This is a genomic window from Frankia sp. CcWB3, from assembly GCF_977927595.1.
On record NZ_CDWRCK010000078.1, the window covers coordinates 1 to 16,172 of the forward strand.

Consider the following 16,172-nt stretch of genomic DNA (forward strand, 5'->3'; position numbering starts at 1 on the left):
GATGAACTTCCCAAACAGGCCCTAGATACATAGATGTCCGCGCTCGTATCGCCTACCGGCGGGCGGCCCTGACGCCGAGGCCGCCGCCTCCGCCCGCAGGATCGGATGGCGGACGACCGATGGTCCCGTGGCCACGGCCCACGGCTCCACGGGTTCGTGGGTTCATGTTGCGAACAGGTTTCGGTGGGGGTCACTGGTTGGCCCGCCGGGCTCCCGCAGCTAGTGTTCGGGGAGTGGAATCGTGGCTGAACGCAGCCGGCGTCGAGGGGACCGGCGCCAGTCGGGAGCCGATCATTCGCTACTGGTAGGCATCCCCGGGTCATCCGTGCCCCGTCCCACAACTCCATACCGATGCCGCTCACACCTGTGCGGGAGAGTCCCGGTCGCTCGCTGGTCGGGACGCCGAAGGAGCAAGCTCTCCCCATAAACTCTCAGGCCCCCAACCGCCGGGTCAGGCAACTCTGGAAAGTGGACGCCGTGAGGTGTCCCGCCGACGGTGAAAGCCGCGTTCCCCGCCCGCAGCTCCCCGGACTGCCGGCGGCGGCGCCGGTGAAGCTCTCAGGCCTATGACAGGGGGGGAGGCCCGCCGCGGCGCCGGCATGATCCGTCGTCGCCCGACCTCCGGAGCAGTCATCATGCCTGACGTCACCGAGTACGACGACACCCCCTATGCCGATGGACCGGCCACGGCCGCCATGGCCGCCACGACCGCTCCCGCGTCGTCGCACGCGCGGTCGGGGGCGCCGCGGCAGGGTAGCGCCGCGGCGGTGGGCAGGAACGGTGCGAGGCGGCTGCCCGCCGCGGCCATCTCGCGGTTTGCCGATCGGCACATCGGCCCGGACCCGTCCTCCCAACGGGCGATGCTGGATGCGCTGCGCGTGGAATCACTGGCCGCGCTCACTGATGCGGCCGTCCCGGCGAGCATCCGTGACCAGGATCTGGATCTTCCCGCGGCGCTGAGTGAACCCGCGGTGCTCGCGGCCCTACGCGCGTTCGGTAGCAGGAACCGACCGGTTTCCTCGATGATCGGGCTGGGGTTCCATCCCGCGGTGATGCCGGGAGTCATCCAGCGCAATATCCTGGAGAACCCCTCCTGGTACACAGCGTACACGCCGTACCAGCCGGAGATCTCCCAGGGCCGCCTGGAGGCGTTGCTCAACTTCCAGACGATGATCACTGATCTGACCGGCCTGGCGGTGGCCGGAGCCTCCCTGCTGGACGAGCCGACCGCGGCGGCCGAGGCGATGCAGATCGCGTTCCGGACGGCGAAGGGTTCCCGCACGACGTTCCTCATCGAGGCCGACACCCTCCCGCAGACCATTGCGGTGGTCGCGACCAGGGCGGAGGCGCTGGGGATCAACGTGGTGGTCGCGGATCTCGCCGCCGGACTCACGGCCGTGGGCCCGGCGGAACTGGATGCGACCTTCGGCCTGCTGCTGTCTTATCCCGGGCCGGCGGGCGTCCTGCGGGATGTGCGTGGTGTGATCGCAGCGGCGAGGGAGCGCGGCATCGTCGTCACGATCGCCGCCGATCCGCTGGCGCTGACCCTGCTGCGGGCGCCTGGTGATCTCGGCGCGGACATCGCGGTGGGGAGCACGCAGCGGTTCGGGCTACCGCTGTCCTTCGGAGGCCCGCACGCCGGCTACCTCGCAGTGCGCAAGGGGCTGGAGCGGTCCCTGCCGGGGCGGCTCGTCGGGGTATCGGTCGACGCGGACGGCGCACCCGCGTACCGGCTCACCCTGCAGACCCGTGAGCAGCACATCCGGCGGGAAAAGGCGACGAGCAACATCTGCACAGCCCAGGTGCTGCCCGCGGTACTCGCCTCTATGTACGCGGTCTACCACGGCCCGGAGGGCCTGGCCGGGATCGCGCGTCGCCTCCACGGGCACGCGGTGCGCCTCGCCGAAGGCCTGCGCGCCGCCGGTGTGACGGTGGTGCACGACGCGTTCTTCGACACCGTCCTCGCCGCGGTACCGGGCCGGGCCGCCCAGGTGGTTGCGGACGCGTTGGCGCGGGGAGTGAACCTGCGGCTGGTCGACGATGACCACGTGGGCATCTCCTGCAACGAGACGACGGGCCGGGCCGAGCTGGGGGCCGTCTGGTCGGCCTTCGGGGTGGGCCCGGAGGCCACGGCGGGCATCACTTGGACCGAGACCGAGACCGAGACCGAAAGCGGGATCCGGACCGGGGCTCGGACCGGGCCCGTCGCGGCGGCGAGCGATCATCTCATGGCCCGCGCGGACCAGGCAGACCAGATGGCGGACGAGCTGGTGGCGCTGCCCGCCGAACTGGTGCGTACGGATCCCTACCTGCAACATCCGGTGTTCCACGACCATCGGTCGGAGACCGCGATGCTCCGCTATCTGCGTCGACTGTCCGATCTTGATCTGGCTCTCGACCGGGGCATGATCCCCTTGGGGTCGTGCACGATGAAACTCAACGCGACCACGGAGATGGCCGCGGTCACCTGGCCGGAATTCGCCGACATCCATCCATTTGCTCCGCTGGGCCAGGCCGCCGGATATCTCGCGATGATTCAGGACCTAGAGCGTTGGCTTGCGCAGATCACCGGGTATGCGGGGGTTTCCCTCCAGCCGAATGCCGGCAGTCAGGGTGAGCTCGCCGGGCTGCTCGCCATCCGGGCCTATCACCGCGATCATGCTGTTCCCGGGTCCGTGGTGCGAAACATCTGTCTCATTCCCTCCTCGGCGCATGGGACGAATGCGGCGAGCGCCGCGATGGCGGGAATGCGGGTGGTCGTCGTCTCCTGTGACGACGACGGGAACGTCGACCTGAACGATCTGGCCCGCAAGGCCCGCGCGAACGCGGACGCGTTGGCGGCGCTGATGGTCACCTACCCGTCGACCCATGGTGTGTACGAGGAGGGCATCGGGCAGGCGTGCGCGATCGTGCATGAGGCCGGCGGCCTGGTGTACGTAGACGGAGCGAACCTCAACGCTCTGGTGGGGCTCGCCAGGCCGGGGCAGTTCGGGGCCGACGTGAGCCACCTGAACCTGCACAAGACGTTCTGCATCCCGCATGGTGGCGGGGGTCCGGGGGTCGGCCCGGTCGCCGTGGTCGAGAAACTCCTACCCTATCTGCCGAACCACCCGCTGCGGCCGGAGGCCGGACCGGCCACCGGAGTGGGCCCGATCTCGGGATCCCCATGGGGCTCGGCCGGAATTCTCATGATTCCGTGGGCCTACATCCGGATGATGGGTACGGATGGCCTGCGCCGGGCGACCTCGGTGGCCGTCCTGAACGCCAACTACATTGCCCACCGGCTGCGTCCGTACTATCCGGTGCTCTACGCGGGCCGGGACGGGCTGGTCGCCCATGAGTGCATTCTGGACCTACGGCCGTTGACGAAGATGACCGGCGTCACCGTGGACGATGTGGCGAAGCGTCTCATCGACTACGGTTTCCATGCTCCGACCATGTCCTTCCCGGTTACCGGAACACTGATGGTCGAGCCGACGGAGAGTGAGGATCTCGGCGAGATCGATCGTTTCTGCGACGCGATGATCTCCATTCGGCCCGAGGTGGAAAAGGTTGGAGACGGTATCTGGCCGCGGACCGACAATCCTCTGAATAATGCTCCGCATACCGCACAGATGGTTACCGCCGACGAATGGTCGCACGCTTATCCGCGATCGGTGGCGGCCTATCCCGTCGCTTCGCTGCGGGCCGCCAAGTACTGGCCCCCGGTACGTCGGATCGACGGCGCCTATGGTGATCGCAACCTGGTCTGCACCTGCCCACCGGTGGGATCCTTCGCCGCGGAGCCGGTCGACGAGCAGATTCTCGCGGGGGCCCGCTGAAGACGGGATGCTGACGCGGCCGCCGTCGATCTTCTCCATCGCGGCGGCGGCCGATGCGAGGCCGAACGGTCCCGCTGGGTAGTCTGCCGCGACCTCCAAACCCTTCCCTGACGGAAGAGTTCAGAAGTCGAACTCTTCGTGGCGTAAGGATTATCGCTCGTCCGCTCGTCCGCTCGTCCGCTCGTCCGCTCGTCCGCTCGTCCGAGCGGGGTCGAGCGGGAATGAAGTGGACTTGAAATTCCTGTTGCCGGTCTTGACCATGGATCATGTTCGCCCAATAGTGGTGTACTGACTGTCATAACGGGTCATTCGGCGATGACACTCCGGCAGGTCGCCGCTTGAACAACAGGAGGCCACGGCGGATGGATCCTCGGATGGAAAAACAGCTGGCAAGGGCCCGGCGGGTGGCGGTCGACATCGGCCTCGGTCCGGCGCTGAAGCTGGTGCGTGACAACGTCGTCCCTACCGCCCGCCGCAATCGCAGCGACGATCGGCATCTGGCGCTGCTGCTGTCCTTCGTTCTCCGGGAGGACTCGAACTGTATCGACGTGGGCGCGCACAAGGGTAACGTTCTCCGGATCATCCTCCAGCACGCCCCGGGAGGCCGGCACGTCGCCTATGAGCCGTTGCCGCACATGGCCGCGGCGTTGACCACCGATTTCCCGGCGGTGGAGGTACGGCAGGCCGCGCTCGCCGACCAGCCGGGGGTGCTGCCCTTCACCTACGTCCGTAGCAGGCCCGCCTACAGCGGGCTGCGTGATCGGGTGCCCGACAGCGAGGACGTCGAACAGATCGAGGTCGCGGTCGAGACGCTGGACGACGCGATGCCGGCCGACTACCGGCCGGCCTTGATCAAGGTCGACGTCGAGGGGGCGGAGTACGGGGTGTTCAAGGGCGGCCAGAAGCTGATCGGCTTCAGCCGGCCGTATCTCGTCTTCGAGTTCGGTGCCGGTGCCCGGGACTACGGCACGACGGCCGACGAGATGTACACGCTCGTCGACAGTGATCTCGGGCTGCGCATCTTCGATCTGGACGGCGACGGTCCTTACACGTTGCCCATGTTCCGGGCGGCCTTCGCGTCGGGGGCGCACTTCAACTTCGTCGCCCACCCCTGAGGTGCGTCGCGGAAACGTCCGCGACGGCGGTCGTCAGCCTGACTTTCCGATCATCAGCTCGTAGTGGTCCGGGCGAGGCTCGCCCTTCGTGACCGCCCCAGCCGGGATCCGTCCGAGCGGGGCGGATCCCGCACAATGAGTGGACAAATGATCAGATAAGAGTACCCATCAGGCTTCAAACGCTCCTGTACGAAGAGCAACCATTCGATACGGTTTCAGCAGGTCGCGGCGTTCGACTCGTCGTTCGACCCGCCGAAGCCAGGCGGGTGGGATCAGTGTTGCTGTGGGTGCCGTGAGCGGCAACGGAATGCCGCAAGGCACCACAGGCGTACGCGGCCGGTACGCGTGCCACCCGCATGTTCACACTGAGAGGCTGCTCATGGCCCGGTCCTTCCGGGGCGGCTGTTCACCGCCAGCCGGTCCTGCATGGTCGACAGGTCCGATTCCCTCGGTCAACCCGACAACGAACGCCCATCGACGGCATCACGCCCAGCCGGGCGACGCACCGGTCCGGACCTCCCGGCGGACCCCGGCACCGCTGCCACGCCCGCTGTCCCGCACGGATCCCGCGTCGCGAACCGAGGGGTGATGCCGGCTCCATCGTGGCGGCGCGCCTGGCGTAGCCACGTCTGGCTCGTCTATCTCTGTCTCGGTCTGATCGCCATCCTCGTCTACGGCCAGCTTCCCACGACCGGCGGCCCACGCGTCGTCCGGCTGGTCATCTACCTCTGCCTCAGCACCTCGGCCGCGGGGGCCGTGTTCCTCGGCCTGCAACGCCAGGAGCTGACCGACCGACGTCCCTGGTTGCTGATCGGAATCAGCCAGGTGATGTACGCCATAGGCGATGGCGCCTTCTACATCTTTCACTATGTGCTTGACATCACAGACTATCCGGCCTTGCCGGATGCGTTGTATCTGGGCCACTACCCGCTGCTCGTCGTCGGTCTCGTTCTGCTGACCCGGCGACGGACCCAGGAACGGGACATCGCCGGCCTGCTCGACGGGTCGATGTTCCTGCTCGCGGCGGTTCTGTTGTCCTGGCTCTACCTGATCGCGCCGCAGGTGCGTGCGGGCCAGGAGCTGTTCGTCGGCGTCACCTCGGTGGCCTATCCGGCGATGGATCTGGCGCTGCTGGGGGTGGCCATCCGTCTCGTGGTGGGGCACGGGAGCCGCCCACCCGCCTTCTTCCTGCTGGCGGGCAACCTGCTCGCCATCCTGACCGCCGACACCATCTACGTCGCGCAGCAGACGAACGGGGCCTTCGAGGTCGGCAACTACCTCGACGCGATCTGGTTGACGGGCAACCTCGCCCTCGGCGCCGCCGCGCTGCATCCGACCATGGTCGACCTCACGCGGCCGGCGCCCCCGCGTGCGCAGGCGCGCAGCGGCTGGCGCCTGGTGGCACTGTCGAGCGCCGGGCTGGTGGCTCCCACCGTGCTGGCCGTGCAGGTGATCCGTGGTGATCTACGGGATCTGCTGGTCGTCGTGGCCGTAAGTGCGATCATGATGATTCTGATCATCGTTCGGATGGCGGGCCTGGAGGCCGACCAGCGGCGTCTGGCGATCACGGACGGGCTGACCGGCCTGCGTACCCGCCGCTATCTGGAGGCCGAGATGCGGTTGGCGGCCGGTCGGGTACGACGCACCGGATCCGGAATGGGGCTGATCCTCGTCGACGTCGACCACTTCAAGTCGGTGAACGACCGATTCGGCCATCCGGCTGGTGATCAGGTGTTGACGGAGGTGGCTCGGCGACTGCTGGTCGTGACCCGTCCCGGTGACGTCGTCGCCCGTTACGGGGGTGAGGAGTTCGCGCTGCTCACGCTGAATGTCCGGGGAGGCGCCCTCGCCGATATCGCCGAACGTCTGCGCCGCGGCGTCGGACGGGAACCCGTCCGGATCGTCGTGCCCGCGCCGCGAGTTCTGGACCCGCCGGCCCGAACGGGGGAGTCCGGGGCGGCGGGGTCTACCGAGCCGACGAGGGCGCGCGGCCAGACCCGGTCGGGTGCCGGTGTCCGGGGAGACAGCGGCGAGGAGTCTCTGCTGATCGCGGTGACGGTCTCGGTCGGAGCGGCGGCCCTCCCCGATCACGTGGACGACACCTTCGCGCTCGTCGCAGCCGCGGATCGCGCGCTGTACGCCGCGAAGGCCGCGGGACGGGACCGGGTCGCGATCGGTTCCGCCGGACCGGGCCACGACGTCGGTGATCATGAAGTCGGTGAAACGGCTGGTTTGAGTAGGCAGCCCCCGGCCCCGGATGCCGTATCCGCCGCGGTGCCCTGGCGTACGCGATGGTGAGCGCGGCCACGGCGGCGGGCAGGCCGGCGAGCGCCGCCCGATCGTCCGTCTTCGGGATGCTCCGGTCGCGCGCCGGTCTTCCTTCCGTGGCCATAACCGAAAGAGAGTAGGACGCCGTGAGCGATTCCGCCCATCCGGTGGCATCGGCGGGCCGTGCGGGGGTAGTTCTTTCGGATCGGTCCCGGAGCAACCGCTCCAGGTGCTTGGTCGGGTACCCTCCGTGGCGCGGCGGGGTCATGTGTCGTGCTGGTGCGGCGCCGAGTGTTCGCTCCTTGTCCCGGAAGCGGTGGTTGTTCCCCTCGAGAAAGATGGGGAGTGACGGACACGATCGTAAGACCGATACTTTGACGCTCCAGTACCTGCATGTGGCGGACCGGTCGTTCCCGGGTGGTCGAGAGGCGGAAGTGGTGAACCGGAACACGCGGGGAGGTACCGGCGACGACTCGGGCGGATGAGGCGTTGTGAACGGAGGTACCCAATCGTGCGGTCCGGGGTGGCTGGGGGATTCCCTACCCAGCCCGTCTGATACCGCCGGCAATGCCGCACCAGATCCCCATCTGGACGTCATCACCGGTACGGGCTGTCCGTACCCAAGAAAGGTCACGAGAGAGGGGCGTCCGTGCGAACGCTCGAACCCACCAGCCTCGACCTCGACTCGATCGAGGTCGACAAACTCGCCAAGGGCATCACTCTGAGTCTGCTCATCCCGGCCCGTGGCCCGGAGGCGGCTCGAACTCTCGGCGACATCATCGCACTCAACCGGCAACGCTGGATGCAGGAGCGCAGCGTGCTGGACGAGATCGGCGTGGTTGTCGACCCGTCGTCGGACGGGGACGAACATGGCCTGATGCGCATCGCGACCGACGCGGGCGCCAGCTGGGTCGTGCGTGGAGAGTCGGTCCTGCAGCGCCACGCGGGTCGAGAGGCCACCACGACCGGCGGCAAAGCGGGCGCGATGCGTAGTCTCGCCTACCTTGCATTCGGTAGTCGGCTCATCTTCCATGACGCCGATCTGGAAAGCTACGATCCATATACAGTGGGTGTCCTGGCTGCCGCCGTGACTGCCGATAACGCCCCGCTTTTCGTCAACGGAAGTTCGCGTAGAGTCACTGGCGACGGGCAGCCCGGGGGGCGAACCACCGAGATGCTGCGGTCGCTGTTGTCGAAACAGCTCGCCAGGTATGTGCCGTCCATCACTCGGACAATCCAGCCCCTGATCGGGGAGTTCGTCATCGACGCGGACGTCTTTGCGGCGCTGGCGTTCTCGCGGGGGTACGGCGTCGAGACGTCACTGAAGGTTCTGGCGCTCGATCTGCTCGACTACTCCGATAGTCTCCAGATCGAACTACCGATCAAGTATCAGGTCGGCCAGCATTACCACAGTCTGGTCAAACAGTTCCATGAGATTAGTTTCACAATCGATGTTCTGGAGGCGTACTTTCAGCGTCGGCGGGTCGACCCGCACGTCGCCATCTGGCAGATCGCCGACAACTACGACCTGCTTTTCCCGGGTCGTACGTATGCGTTGCACCGGCCGCCGGGCTACGACGACACCGACTTCGTCCCGCGGCTCGGCTTCTACCAGCCGTTGGCCACGGCACCGGCTTATCAGGCGCGCTTGCCGGAGATCAAGGGTACCCGTCGGGTCGCGCTCGACGCGCTGGGGCGGCGAATGCGGACCTCGGCCTGACCGTCCGGCGGCCGGTCGCCGGACAGTTGAACCGCTGCCGCCGACCGGCCGACCGTCGACCACCAGACCGTCTGGTCGACACCGGGTGGTTGGTCGGCACCGGGTGGTCACTCCGCGGCCGGCCGGCCGGCCGGCGGGACGGGCATCACCGTGGCGAGGTTGTACCCGCCTCGCCACACGCGGATGATCGCGTCCGCCATCTGCCGGTCGAACAGATCGTCGATGTCGTCGAGGGCGGAGGGGAGGTGCCCGAACATCTCCAAGGAGATGAAGCCGTGCAACTGGGTCCAGACGGCCAGGCACACGGCGAGTCCTGCGGCGTCGATCGCGACGTCGTGGTCGCGTCCCCAGGCTTGTAGGCTGGCGCGCATCGGCGGGGTGAGCTGGGCGTCCACCGTGGCGGCGTCGATCATGCCGGCCCTGGTCGACTCGCTCATGCAGCGGAACAGCACCGCGACCGCGCGGTGCAGCTGTGTGATCATCCGGTCGTTGGTCGACGTGGCGCAGGGGATGCCGGGGCCGAAGATCAGTCCGTATTCCGTCGGATGGTCCAGGGCCCAGCGGCGGTGCGCGCGGGCGACCTGGAGCCAGCGTCGTAGGTGGTCGTGCGGATCGGCCGCGTCGAAGGCCGCCTCCAGGGCCTCCGCCAGTGAGGCGAACCCGTCCGCGACCAGTTCGGCCAGCAGGACCTCCCGGCTGTCCACGTAGCGGTACAGGGCCGATGGGGCCATGCCCATCACCCGGGCGATCCCCCGTAGGGAGAGCGCAGCCGGGCCGTGCTCGGCCAGCTGGGCGCGCGCGGTCTGTTTGATCTCGTCGAGAGTGGCCTGCCGCAGTCGTTCGCGACGGGGCACCGGACTGCTCACCACGGTCATGGTGGGTCTCGACGAGAACGCTGTCAACTTTGCGAACGGATGCGTCTTGACACGAGCAGCGATCGCGAACACTGTTCTCTTCAGCATCGCCTGCTCTTCGGAGGGTTCCGTGTTTACTCCGCTCGTGGCGCTCGTGACGCGCCGCCCGCGTCTGGTCCTCGTCCTCATGCTTCTCGTGCTGCTCGGCGCCGGTGGGCTCGCGGGCGGTGCCTTCGGCAAACTCCAGACGGGGGGGTTCGACGATCCGGCGTCGGACTCCTCCCGGGCCGAGGACGTCCTGGACGCTCGCTTCCACGGCCGCCCGAACTTCCTCCTGTTGGTGACCGCCCGGGCGGGCGATGTGGATGACGCGGCGGTCGTCGCCGCGGGAAAGACGGTTGCCGCCGATCTCGCCGCCCAGGCCGGGGCGAGGGACGTCGTGTCCTACTGGACGGGGGGCGGTCCGGCGCTGCGCTCGAGGGATGGCCGGCAGGCGCTTGTCGTCGCCAGTATCCAGGACGATGACCAGGCCGCCGACATCGTTGATCATTACGAGTCGTGGGGGGCGCGCCGGGGGCGGTGACGGTCGGGGAGGACATCAGCGGACACGTCTCGGCCGACCTCGCCGCCGCCGAGTCGTTCGCCATTCCCATCACGTTGGCGTTGCTGGTCATCGCGTTCGCGGGCGTGGTTGCCGCCCTGCTGCCGCTGGGTATCGGGCTGCTCGGCATGCTGGGTGGCTTCGCCGCGCTTTCGGTGATCGGTGATCTCACCGATGTGTCGATCTTCGCGGTGAACCTGGCGACGGCCCTCGGCCTGGGGCTGGGCATCGACTACTCGTTGCTGATGGTCAGCCGGTTCCGGGAGGAACTGGCGGTGGGCCGGGACCGCGCCACCGCGGTGGAGAGGACGGTCCGCTCGGCCGGCCGGACGATCTTGTTCAGCGGGGCGACGGTGATCGTGGCATTGGCCGTGATGCTCGTCTTCCCGCCGTTCTTCCTGAAGTCGATGAGCTACGCCGGGATCTCGGTGACCCTCGTCGCGATGCTGGCCGCCGTCGTGGCCCTGCCGGCGCTGCTGATGGTGCTCGGCGAGCGGGTCAACGCCTGGGGGATCGGCGGCCTGCTCGGGCTCGTGCGCCGCCGCCGCGGCGATCGGGCCCGCGGGCGCGGCGGGGTCGGCGCCCGTGGGGTCGGCGCCCGTCGTGGTGCGCGAGGCGGCCGGCTCGCCGTTCTGGCGTCAGGTCGCCGGCACCGTGATGCGCCACCCGGTACTCACCGGCCTGCCGGTGATCGCGGTTCTGCTCGTCCTCGGGGCGCCCTTTCTGCACGTGAACTTCGGCACCCCGGACGACCGGGTGCTGAAGCCGGGCTCGGCGGACAGCCGGATCGTCGGTGATGCCCTGCGGGGCGCGTTCGCCGCCGACATCGGCGGCGCGCTCGACGTCGTCGTCCAGGCCGCCGGGCCAGGCATGATCGACCGGTCCGCGCTCGCCTCCTACGCGACCGCGCTGTCCGAACTGCCGGACGTGGCCCGGGTCGATAGCGCCCTCGGGTCCCACATCGATGGGCGCCGGGTCGTACCGTCCGGTCCGGCCAGCCGACGGTTCGCGATCGCCGGAGCGGATTCCCTCCAGGTTGTGCCCGCGGTGGACTATGCGTCGGACCGGGCGCAGGCTCTCGTCCGGGCCGCGCGTGCGGTGCCGGCGCCCGTGGGGACCAGTGTGCTGATCGGTGGCGCATCCGCCGTCCTGGTAGACGGCAAGACCACGATCGCCGACCGTCTCCCGGTCGCCCTCGGGCTGATCGCGCTGGCGACCTTCGTGCTGCTGTTCCTGTTTACCGGCAGCGTGCTGCTACCGGTGAAGGCCATCGTGCTTAACGGGCTGGTGATGTGCGCCGTGTTCGGCGCCTCGGTGTGGATCTTCAGTGACGGCCACCTGTCCGGGTTCCTCGACTTCACCCCCGGCCCGCTGGACACCTCCATGCCGGTCCTGCTCTTCTGTATCGCCTTCGGGCTCTCGATGGACTACGAGGTCTTCCTGCTCTCCCGGATCAAGGAGGCGCACGACGCCGGCGCGCCCAACACCGAAGCGGTCGCCACCGGGCTCGCCCGGGTTAGGCGGATCGTCAGCACCGCCGCCGCGCTGCTCGCCGTCACCTTCGTCGCGTTCGGTACCTCGTCGGTCCGGTTCATCCAGATGTTCGGGATCGCCACCGCGCTCGCGATCGTGCTCGACGCCGCCCTCATCCGAGGGGTGCTGGTCCCCGCCTTCATGCGGGTGGCCGGCGACTACAACTGGTGGGCCCCTGGCCCGTTGCGGACTCTGTATCAGCGGTTCGGACTGCGCGAATACTCCGTCCCGGAGCAGGCCGGGGTCAGAACCGTTCGAAGCCGCGCCGACGCTCCCAGTCGGTGACGGTCCGCTCGTAGCCGGCGAGCTCGACTTCGGCCGCATGGGCCAGATGGGCGACGACCCGATCACCGAAGGCGGCCCGGGCCACCGCACTGGCCCGCCACCCGTCCACCGCCTCCCGCAACGTCGCGGGCAGCCGTGGCACGTCCGGCATGGTGAAGGCGTTGCCCATCCGTCCGGGTTCGAGCGGGAGACGGTGCTCGATGCCGTAACGGCCGGCCGCGATCATCCCGGCGACGGCGAGGTAGGGATTCGCGTCACCGCCCGGCACCCGATGTTCGACGCGCAGCCCCGACCCGTCGCCGACCACCCGTATGGCGCAGGTCCGGTTGTCGCGTCCCCAGCTGATTCCGGTCGGAGCGAAGGAGCCCGGCGCCAGGCGCTTGTACGAGTTCACGTTGGGTGCGTACAGCAACGCGAAATCGGCCATGCAGGCGAGCTGCCCGGCCACGAACGAGCACATCAGCGCGGACATCCCGGCGGTGTCGTCGCGAGAGCCGGGGGGTGGGAAACCGGGGGGTGCGGTGCTCGGTGGGGCCAAGCCGGGGTGCCGGACGAGCGTCCCCTCACCTTCGGGGGACGGCGCGAACACACACGCCCCGCCCGTCCCGCGCAGGGACAGATGAACGTGGCAGGAGTTCCCCTCGCCCCCGTCGTACTTCGCCATGAAGGTCAGGGCCTGCCCGCCCGCCGCGGCGATCTTCTTGGCGGCGGTCTTGTAGAGGGTGTGGTTGTCGCAGGCCTGCAGCGCCTCGGCATACCGGAACACGATCTCGAACTGCCCCGGATGGACCTCCCCGCGCGCGGACTCGACCGCCACCCCGACGCCGGCCATCGCCCGCCGGATGCGCCGGACCAGATCGTCCAGTCCTTCCGTGCCGGAAAGCGCGTAGTCGATGTTGTAACGGCTGGCCGGGGTGAGATCGGTGTAGGAGCGCCGCGCAGCTCGACGGTAGGACTCGCGGAAGACCAGGAACTCCAGCTCCGTCCCGGCGAAGGCGGTCAGACCGGAGTCGGCGAGCGCGTCGAGCTGTCGACGCAGCACGGCACGGGGAGCGACGTCCACCGGGGACCCGTCCGGCCAGAACGCGTCCGCGAACACCACCGCGTCGGACGGATGCCAGGGTGCGCGGCGCAACGTGGTGAGGTCGGGCTGTAGCCGTAGATCACCGAAGCCGTCGTACCAGGGCGAGTGGGGGTAGCCTCCGTCGGTCTTCATGTCGACGTCAACGGCGTGCAGGTAAGTGCAGGCGCCGAGGCCGTCGGCGAGCACCGGTCCGGTGAAGTGCTCCGGGGACACGGCGCTGCCGACGAGCCGGCCCTGCAGGTCGACGGTGGCGACGATGATCTCCTCGACTGGTTCGGCTCCGGCCAGCAGGTCACGTAGCACTCCCCGGCCGGCTGCGTTCTCCCCGACCGCCTGATCGGACGATGACCCGGGGCCGATCGGGCGGGGCTGGACCCGCGGTGCGGGCCGCCCGGTTGGCTCAGGTGGCTCAGGCGGGCCCGGGGGGTCGGGATGGGCCGGAACCTGGGCCGATGGTGGGGTCGGAACCGGCGACGATGTCATGCGTTCTCCGTTCATACCGTAGGCGGCGCCGGTTCCGTCGGGGCTGCCGGTTGTGCCGGGCCCGTCGTGAGGGTGGACACGTCGTGCAGGGGGTTCGCGACCTCGCCGTGCATCAGGTCGAGGCCTCCGTCCCGGTCGGCGCGATCGTGGAACCCGGCGCCCGCGAACTGCTCGCGGTTCAGGCAGACCCGACCGAACGCCGGCCCGAGGAGATCGATCGAGGTGAACCGCTCCCGCAGGGCCGGGAACCTCGTGTGGTACCGGTCGACCGTCGCCCGCACGAGCCGCCAGAACTGGTTCTCGCCCACGTCGAGATGATCCGCCACGAGCACCGCGAAGAAGCGGGAGTGCCCGGCGAACACCGCCGAGAGCAGGGAGTGGGCCAGGACCGGGCCGGGCCACCGCCGGCAGTGCTCGACCGCCTCCGGTGGCATCTCCCGCCGCTCGGGGAACTCGCCGGACACCAGTTCGATGTCCGCGCCGAGGTCCTTCACGGCTATGCGGCGGGGCATCTCCTCGGCATCGAAGATGCACAGGACGTTCTCGCCGTGCGGCGTGAAGGCCACGCCGTACCGGTACAGGTGGTGCAGCAGCGGCGGCAGGAGGGCGGAGAACAGCGCGGCGAGCCAGTCGTGTGCCGGCCGGCCCGAGCGGGCCACGAGCTCGGCGACGACTGCCCGACCGTCGGAGCCGACCGCCAGCAGGGACGCGAGGCTGCGCGCCCGCTCCCCGCCGTCGAGAAACCGCTCCACCGGATCACGCCAGAGCACGCCGAGTAGTTCGTGGAGGCGGTAGGGCGCGTCGGGGACGGCGTCGTAGGCCGGGTGCCGGACGGTGGCGCCGACGACCTCCGGAAGCAGGAGAACCCGGGTCACATCGCGCAGGAAGGGATCCGCGTCGCGCAGCCCGAGCAGCCAGCTCGACATCGCCGGTCCGGCGATGGCGTCAGCCGCCGACATCCCCCGCCACACCAGCGTGTTACGGATTATCAGCGCGAGCTTGACGTTCCGCCGGTCCGGCCGGTCGACGTTGGCGAGGGTGCGCACCGCCTGCAGGGGCAGGTACCGGTCCGGTGCCTCGCCTAGCGGGACCAGCAGACCGGTGGCGATCTCAGCCGCATAGAGCGGCACGATTACGTTCTCCCACTGCCACGGATGGACGGGTAGCCAGATATAGCGGAGCACATCGGTGAAGTGGGTGCGGGTCTGCTCGTCGAGTTCCGTGGTGAGCAGGTCAGGCGCGGTCGACGAGCCCTGTCCGGAAAGGTCGATGGCCCCGGGGCCGCTGGTTCTGGGGGCGCTGGCCTCGGGGGCGCTGGCGCTGTACCGCCCGATCGCGCGGTGTGCAGCCACCCACCGCAGTCGGAAGGGCCGGCGTGCCTCGGGGGTGTAGACAGCCGCGGCCGCGGCGAAACCGAGCCGTCCCTTGTTCGCGACGAGACAGGGATGGCCGGTCTGGTGCCCCTCGAGCGCGACGAACGGCAGATTGGCGAGATCCACCGCGGGAATCGCCGTTCCGAGTAGATGATGATCGGCGGCCTGGGTGGTGAGCAGATCGCGTACTACGTCGGCGAGGACCGGGTCGGACCAGCCGAGCAGGACCTGCATGTCCTGGAGGAAGCGGATCGGGTCGTCCGCCGGTGCGGTGCCCGGAACGGTCGGTGTGGTGCCCGGTTCGGGGGGTCTGCCATCCGGGCCGGGCGGCGTAACCGAGCGGGTCAGCGTAGCGGCATCGATCCACCAGGACCCGAATGTGCCACGTCGGGCGGTGAAGGCGTACGTGGCGCCCGCGGCTCGGAGCCGGTAACACCTGGATGGGACCCCGTCCGATCGGGGGGTGCCTGCGCCCGTTCGGGGCCACGCCGCGCACCGTGAGGTCGCTCGTCCGCGCCGGTGCGGTGGGTGTCGGCCCGCCCGGGGAGCCCGCCGGCCCGGCCGCGGCATCCGCTGGCTCGTCGGGTTGCGGACTGAGTAGCTCCTCGTAGGCCATTTCAGCGATGAGCTTGGCCAGCAGGGCACGGCCGGCCTGCCGCCATCGGTCCGCCGACCCGGTCCGCCCCGGGGACGGTGCCGCGGGCGGCGGCGCGGACCATGACGTGGTCAACGTCCGACCGTTCCGGCTGTCTTGGCCGTCTCGACCGGGGCCGGATCGCGCGGCCGCGCGCGCCGCTCGCCGGCGGCCTGGCCATTCCCGTCCGGCTGGCCCGACCGGGCGGGGACCCCGAAGGTCGTGAACGTCGACGGCGACGGCAGCCGGTACGCGTCGCCGTCGGTCAGGTCGTCGAGGCCGAGGTCGGGCGTCCCGACGCCGTGCGTGTGCAGCTCCGCGTTCTGGACGTAGACACGGCCGGTGAGACCGGCGTCGGTCGCCACCCGGTACCGGGCGTCGACGCGGAAGCGGATCTGTCG

Annotated in this window: 10 protein-coding genes, 1 pseudogene and 2 riboswitches; of the genes and pseudogenes, 7 read left to right on the top strand and 4 right to left on the bottom strand. The window is 69.3% G+C overall.

The annotated features are described in order from the left end of the window. Positions 1-359 precede the first annotated feature (359 nt). Positions 360-456: riboswitch (glycine riboswitch) on the top strand. Beyond that, a riboswitch (glycine riboswitch) is annotated at positions 457-580 on the top strand. It begins immediately after the preceding riboswitch. A gap of 55 nt (positions 581-635) precedes the next feature. From gcvP to ACY5KJ_RS08500, 4 genes are all read left to right on the top strand, one after another. Beyond that, positions 636-3,821 (top strand): aminomethyl-transferring glycine dehydrogenase, encoded by a 3,186-nt coding sequence (gene gcvP / locus ACY5KJ_RS08485; protein ID WP_462189182.1) that lies wholly within the window; start codon positions 636-638, stop codon positions 3,819-3,821. A gap of 374 nt (positions 3,822-4,195) precedes the next feature. Continuing rightward, the gene (locus ACY5KJ_RS08490) at positions 4,196-4,936 is read left to right on the top strand and encodes an FkbM family methyltransferase (RefSeq protein WP_462203124.1); all 741 of its coding nucleotides are present in this window, start codon (positions 4,196-4,198) and stop codon (positions 4,934-4,936) included. A 588-nt stretch (positions 4,937-5,524) separates the two neighbouring features. Then, on the top strand, positions 5,525-7,234 hold the full coding sequence (locus tag ACY5KJ_RS08495; protein WP_462203125.1) for a GGDEF domain-containing protein: 1,710 nt from the start codon (positions 5,525-5,527) through the stop codon (positions 7,232-7,234). Between the two features lie 619 nt (positions 7,235-7,853). After that, complete coding sequence (locus ACY5KJ_RS08500; protein ID WP_462203126.1) at positions 7,854-8,924, top strand: glycosyltransferase family protein; 1,071 nt, start codon at positions 7,854-7,856, stop codon at positions 8,922-8,924. Between the two features lie 107 nt (positions 8,925-9,031). On the opposite strand, the gene ACY5KJ_RS08505 is transcribed toward ACY5KJ_RS08500, so the two are convergent. Further along, on the bottom strand, positions 9,032-9,778 hold the full coding sequence (locus tag ACY5KJ_RS08505) for a TetR/AcrR family transcriptional regulator (protein WP_462203127.1): 747 nt from the start codon (positions 9,776-9,778) through the stop codon (positions 9,032-9,034). Positions 9,779-9,908: 130 nt separating this feature from the next. Between ACY5KJ_RS08505 and ACY5KJ_RS08510 the strand changes: the two genes are divergently transcribed. The 3 genes from ACY5KJ_RS08510 (at position 9,909) to ACY5KJ_RS08520 (ending at position 12,197) form a co-directional block, all read left to right on the top strand. Next, entirely contained in the window at positions 9,909-10,361 is a 453-nt protein-coding gene (locus tag ACY5KJ_RS08510) for a hypothetical protein (protein ID WP_462203128.1), read from the top strand. Further along, positions 10,337-11,176 (top strand): MMPL family transporter, encoded by an 840-nt coding sequence (locus ACY5KJ_RS08515; RefSeq protein ID WP_462203129.1) that lies wholly within the window; start codon positions 10,337-10,339, stop codon positions 11,174-11,176. Before ACY5KJ_RS08510 ends, ACY5KJ_RS08515 begins: the two co-directional genes overlap by 25 nt. A 73-nt stretch (positions 11,177-11,249) precedes the next feature. Continuing rightward, positions 11,250-12,197 (top strand): MMPL family transporter, encoded by a 948-nt coding sequence (locus ACY5KJ_RS08520; protein ID WP_462203132.1) that lies wholly within the window; start codon positions 11,250-11,252, stop codon positions 12,195-12,197. Here ACY5KJ_RS08520 and ACY5KJ_RS08525 read toward each other — a convergent pair. The 3 genes and pseudogenes from ACY5KJ_RS08525 to ACY5KJ_RS08535 form a co-directional block, all read right to left on the bottom strand. Further along, positions 12,157-13,764, bottom strand: a complete 1,608-nt coding sequence (locus ACY5KJ_RS08525; protein ID WP_462203130.1) for a glutamine synthetase family protein — start codon at positions 13,762-13,764, stop codon at positions 12,157-12,159. The genes ACY5KJ_RS08520 and ACY5KJ_RS08525 overlap by 41 nt on opposite strands. A gap of 11 nt (positions 13,765-13,775) precedes the next feature. Beyond that, positions 13,776-15,371 carry an IucA/IucC family protein gene (locus tag ACY5KJ_RS08530; RefSeq protein ID WP_462203131.1) on the bottom strand — a complete coding sequence of 532 codons (1,596 nt, stop codon included), beginning with the start codon at positions 15,369-15,371 and terminating at the stop codon, positions 13,776-13,778. A 492-nt stretch (positions 15,372-15,863) separates the two neighbouring features. After that, a pseudogene (locus ACY5KJ_RS08535) lies at positions 15,864-16,172 on the bottom strand (lysine 6-monooxygenase); the annotation flags it as partial.

Coding starts and splice junctions, on each gene's coding strand:
- ACY5KJ_RS08495 (WP_462203125.1), top strand. CDS start 5,525: ATGCCGGCTCCATCGTGGCGGCGCGCCTGGCGTAGCCACGTCTGGCTC.
- gcvP (WP_462189182.1), top strand. CDS start 636: ATGCCTGACGTCACCGAGTACGACGACACCCCCTATGCCGATGGACCG.
- ACY5KJ_RS08530 (WP_462203131.1), bottom strand. CDS start 15,371: ATGCAGGTCCTGCTCGGCTGGTCCGACCCGGTCCTCGCCGACGTAGTA.
- ACY5KJ_RS08520 (WP_462203132.1), top strand. CDS start 11,250: ATGATCGACCGGTCCGCGCTCGCCTCCTACGCGACCGCGCTGTCCGAA.
- ACY5KJ_RS08525 (WP_462203130.1), bottom strand. CDS start 13,764: ATGACATCGTCGCCGGTTCCGACCCCACCATCGGCCCAGGTTCCGGCC.
- ACY5KJ_RS08490 (WP_462203124.1), top strand. CDS start 4,196: ATGGAAAAACAGCTGGCAAGGGCCCGGCGGGTGGCGGTCGACATCGGC.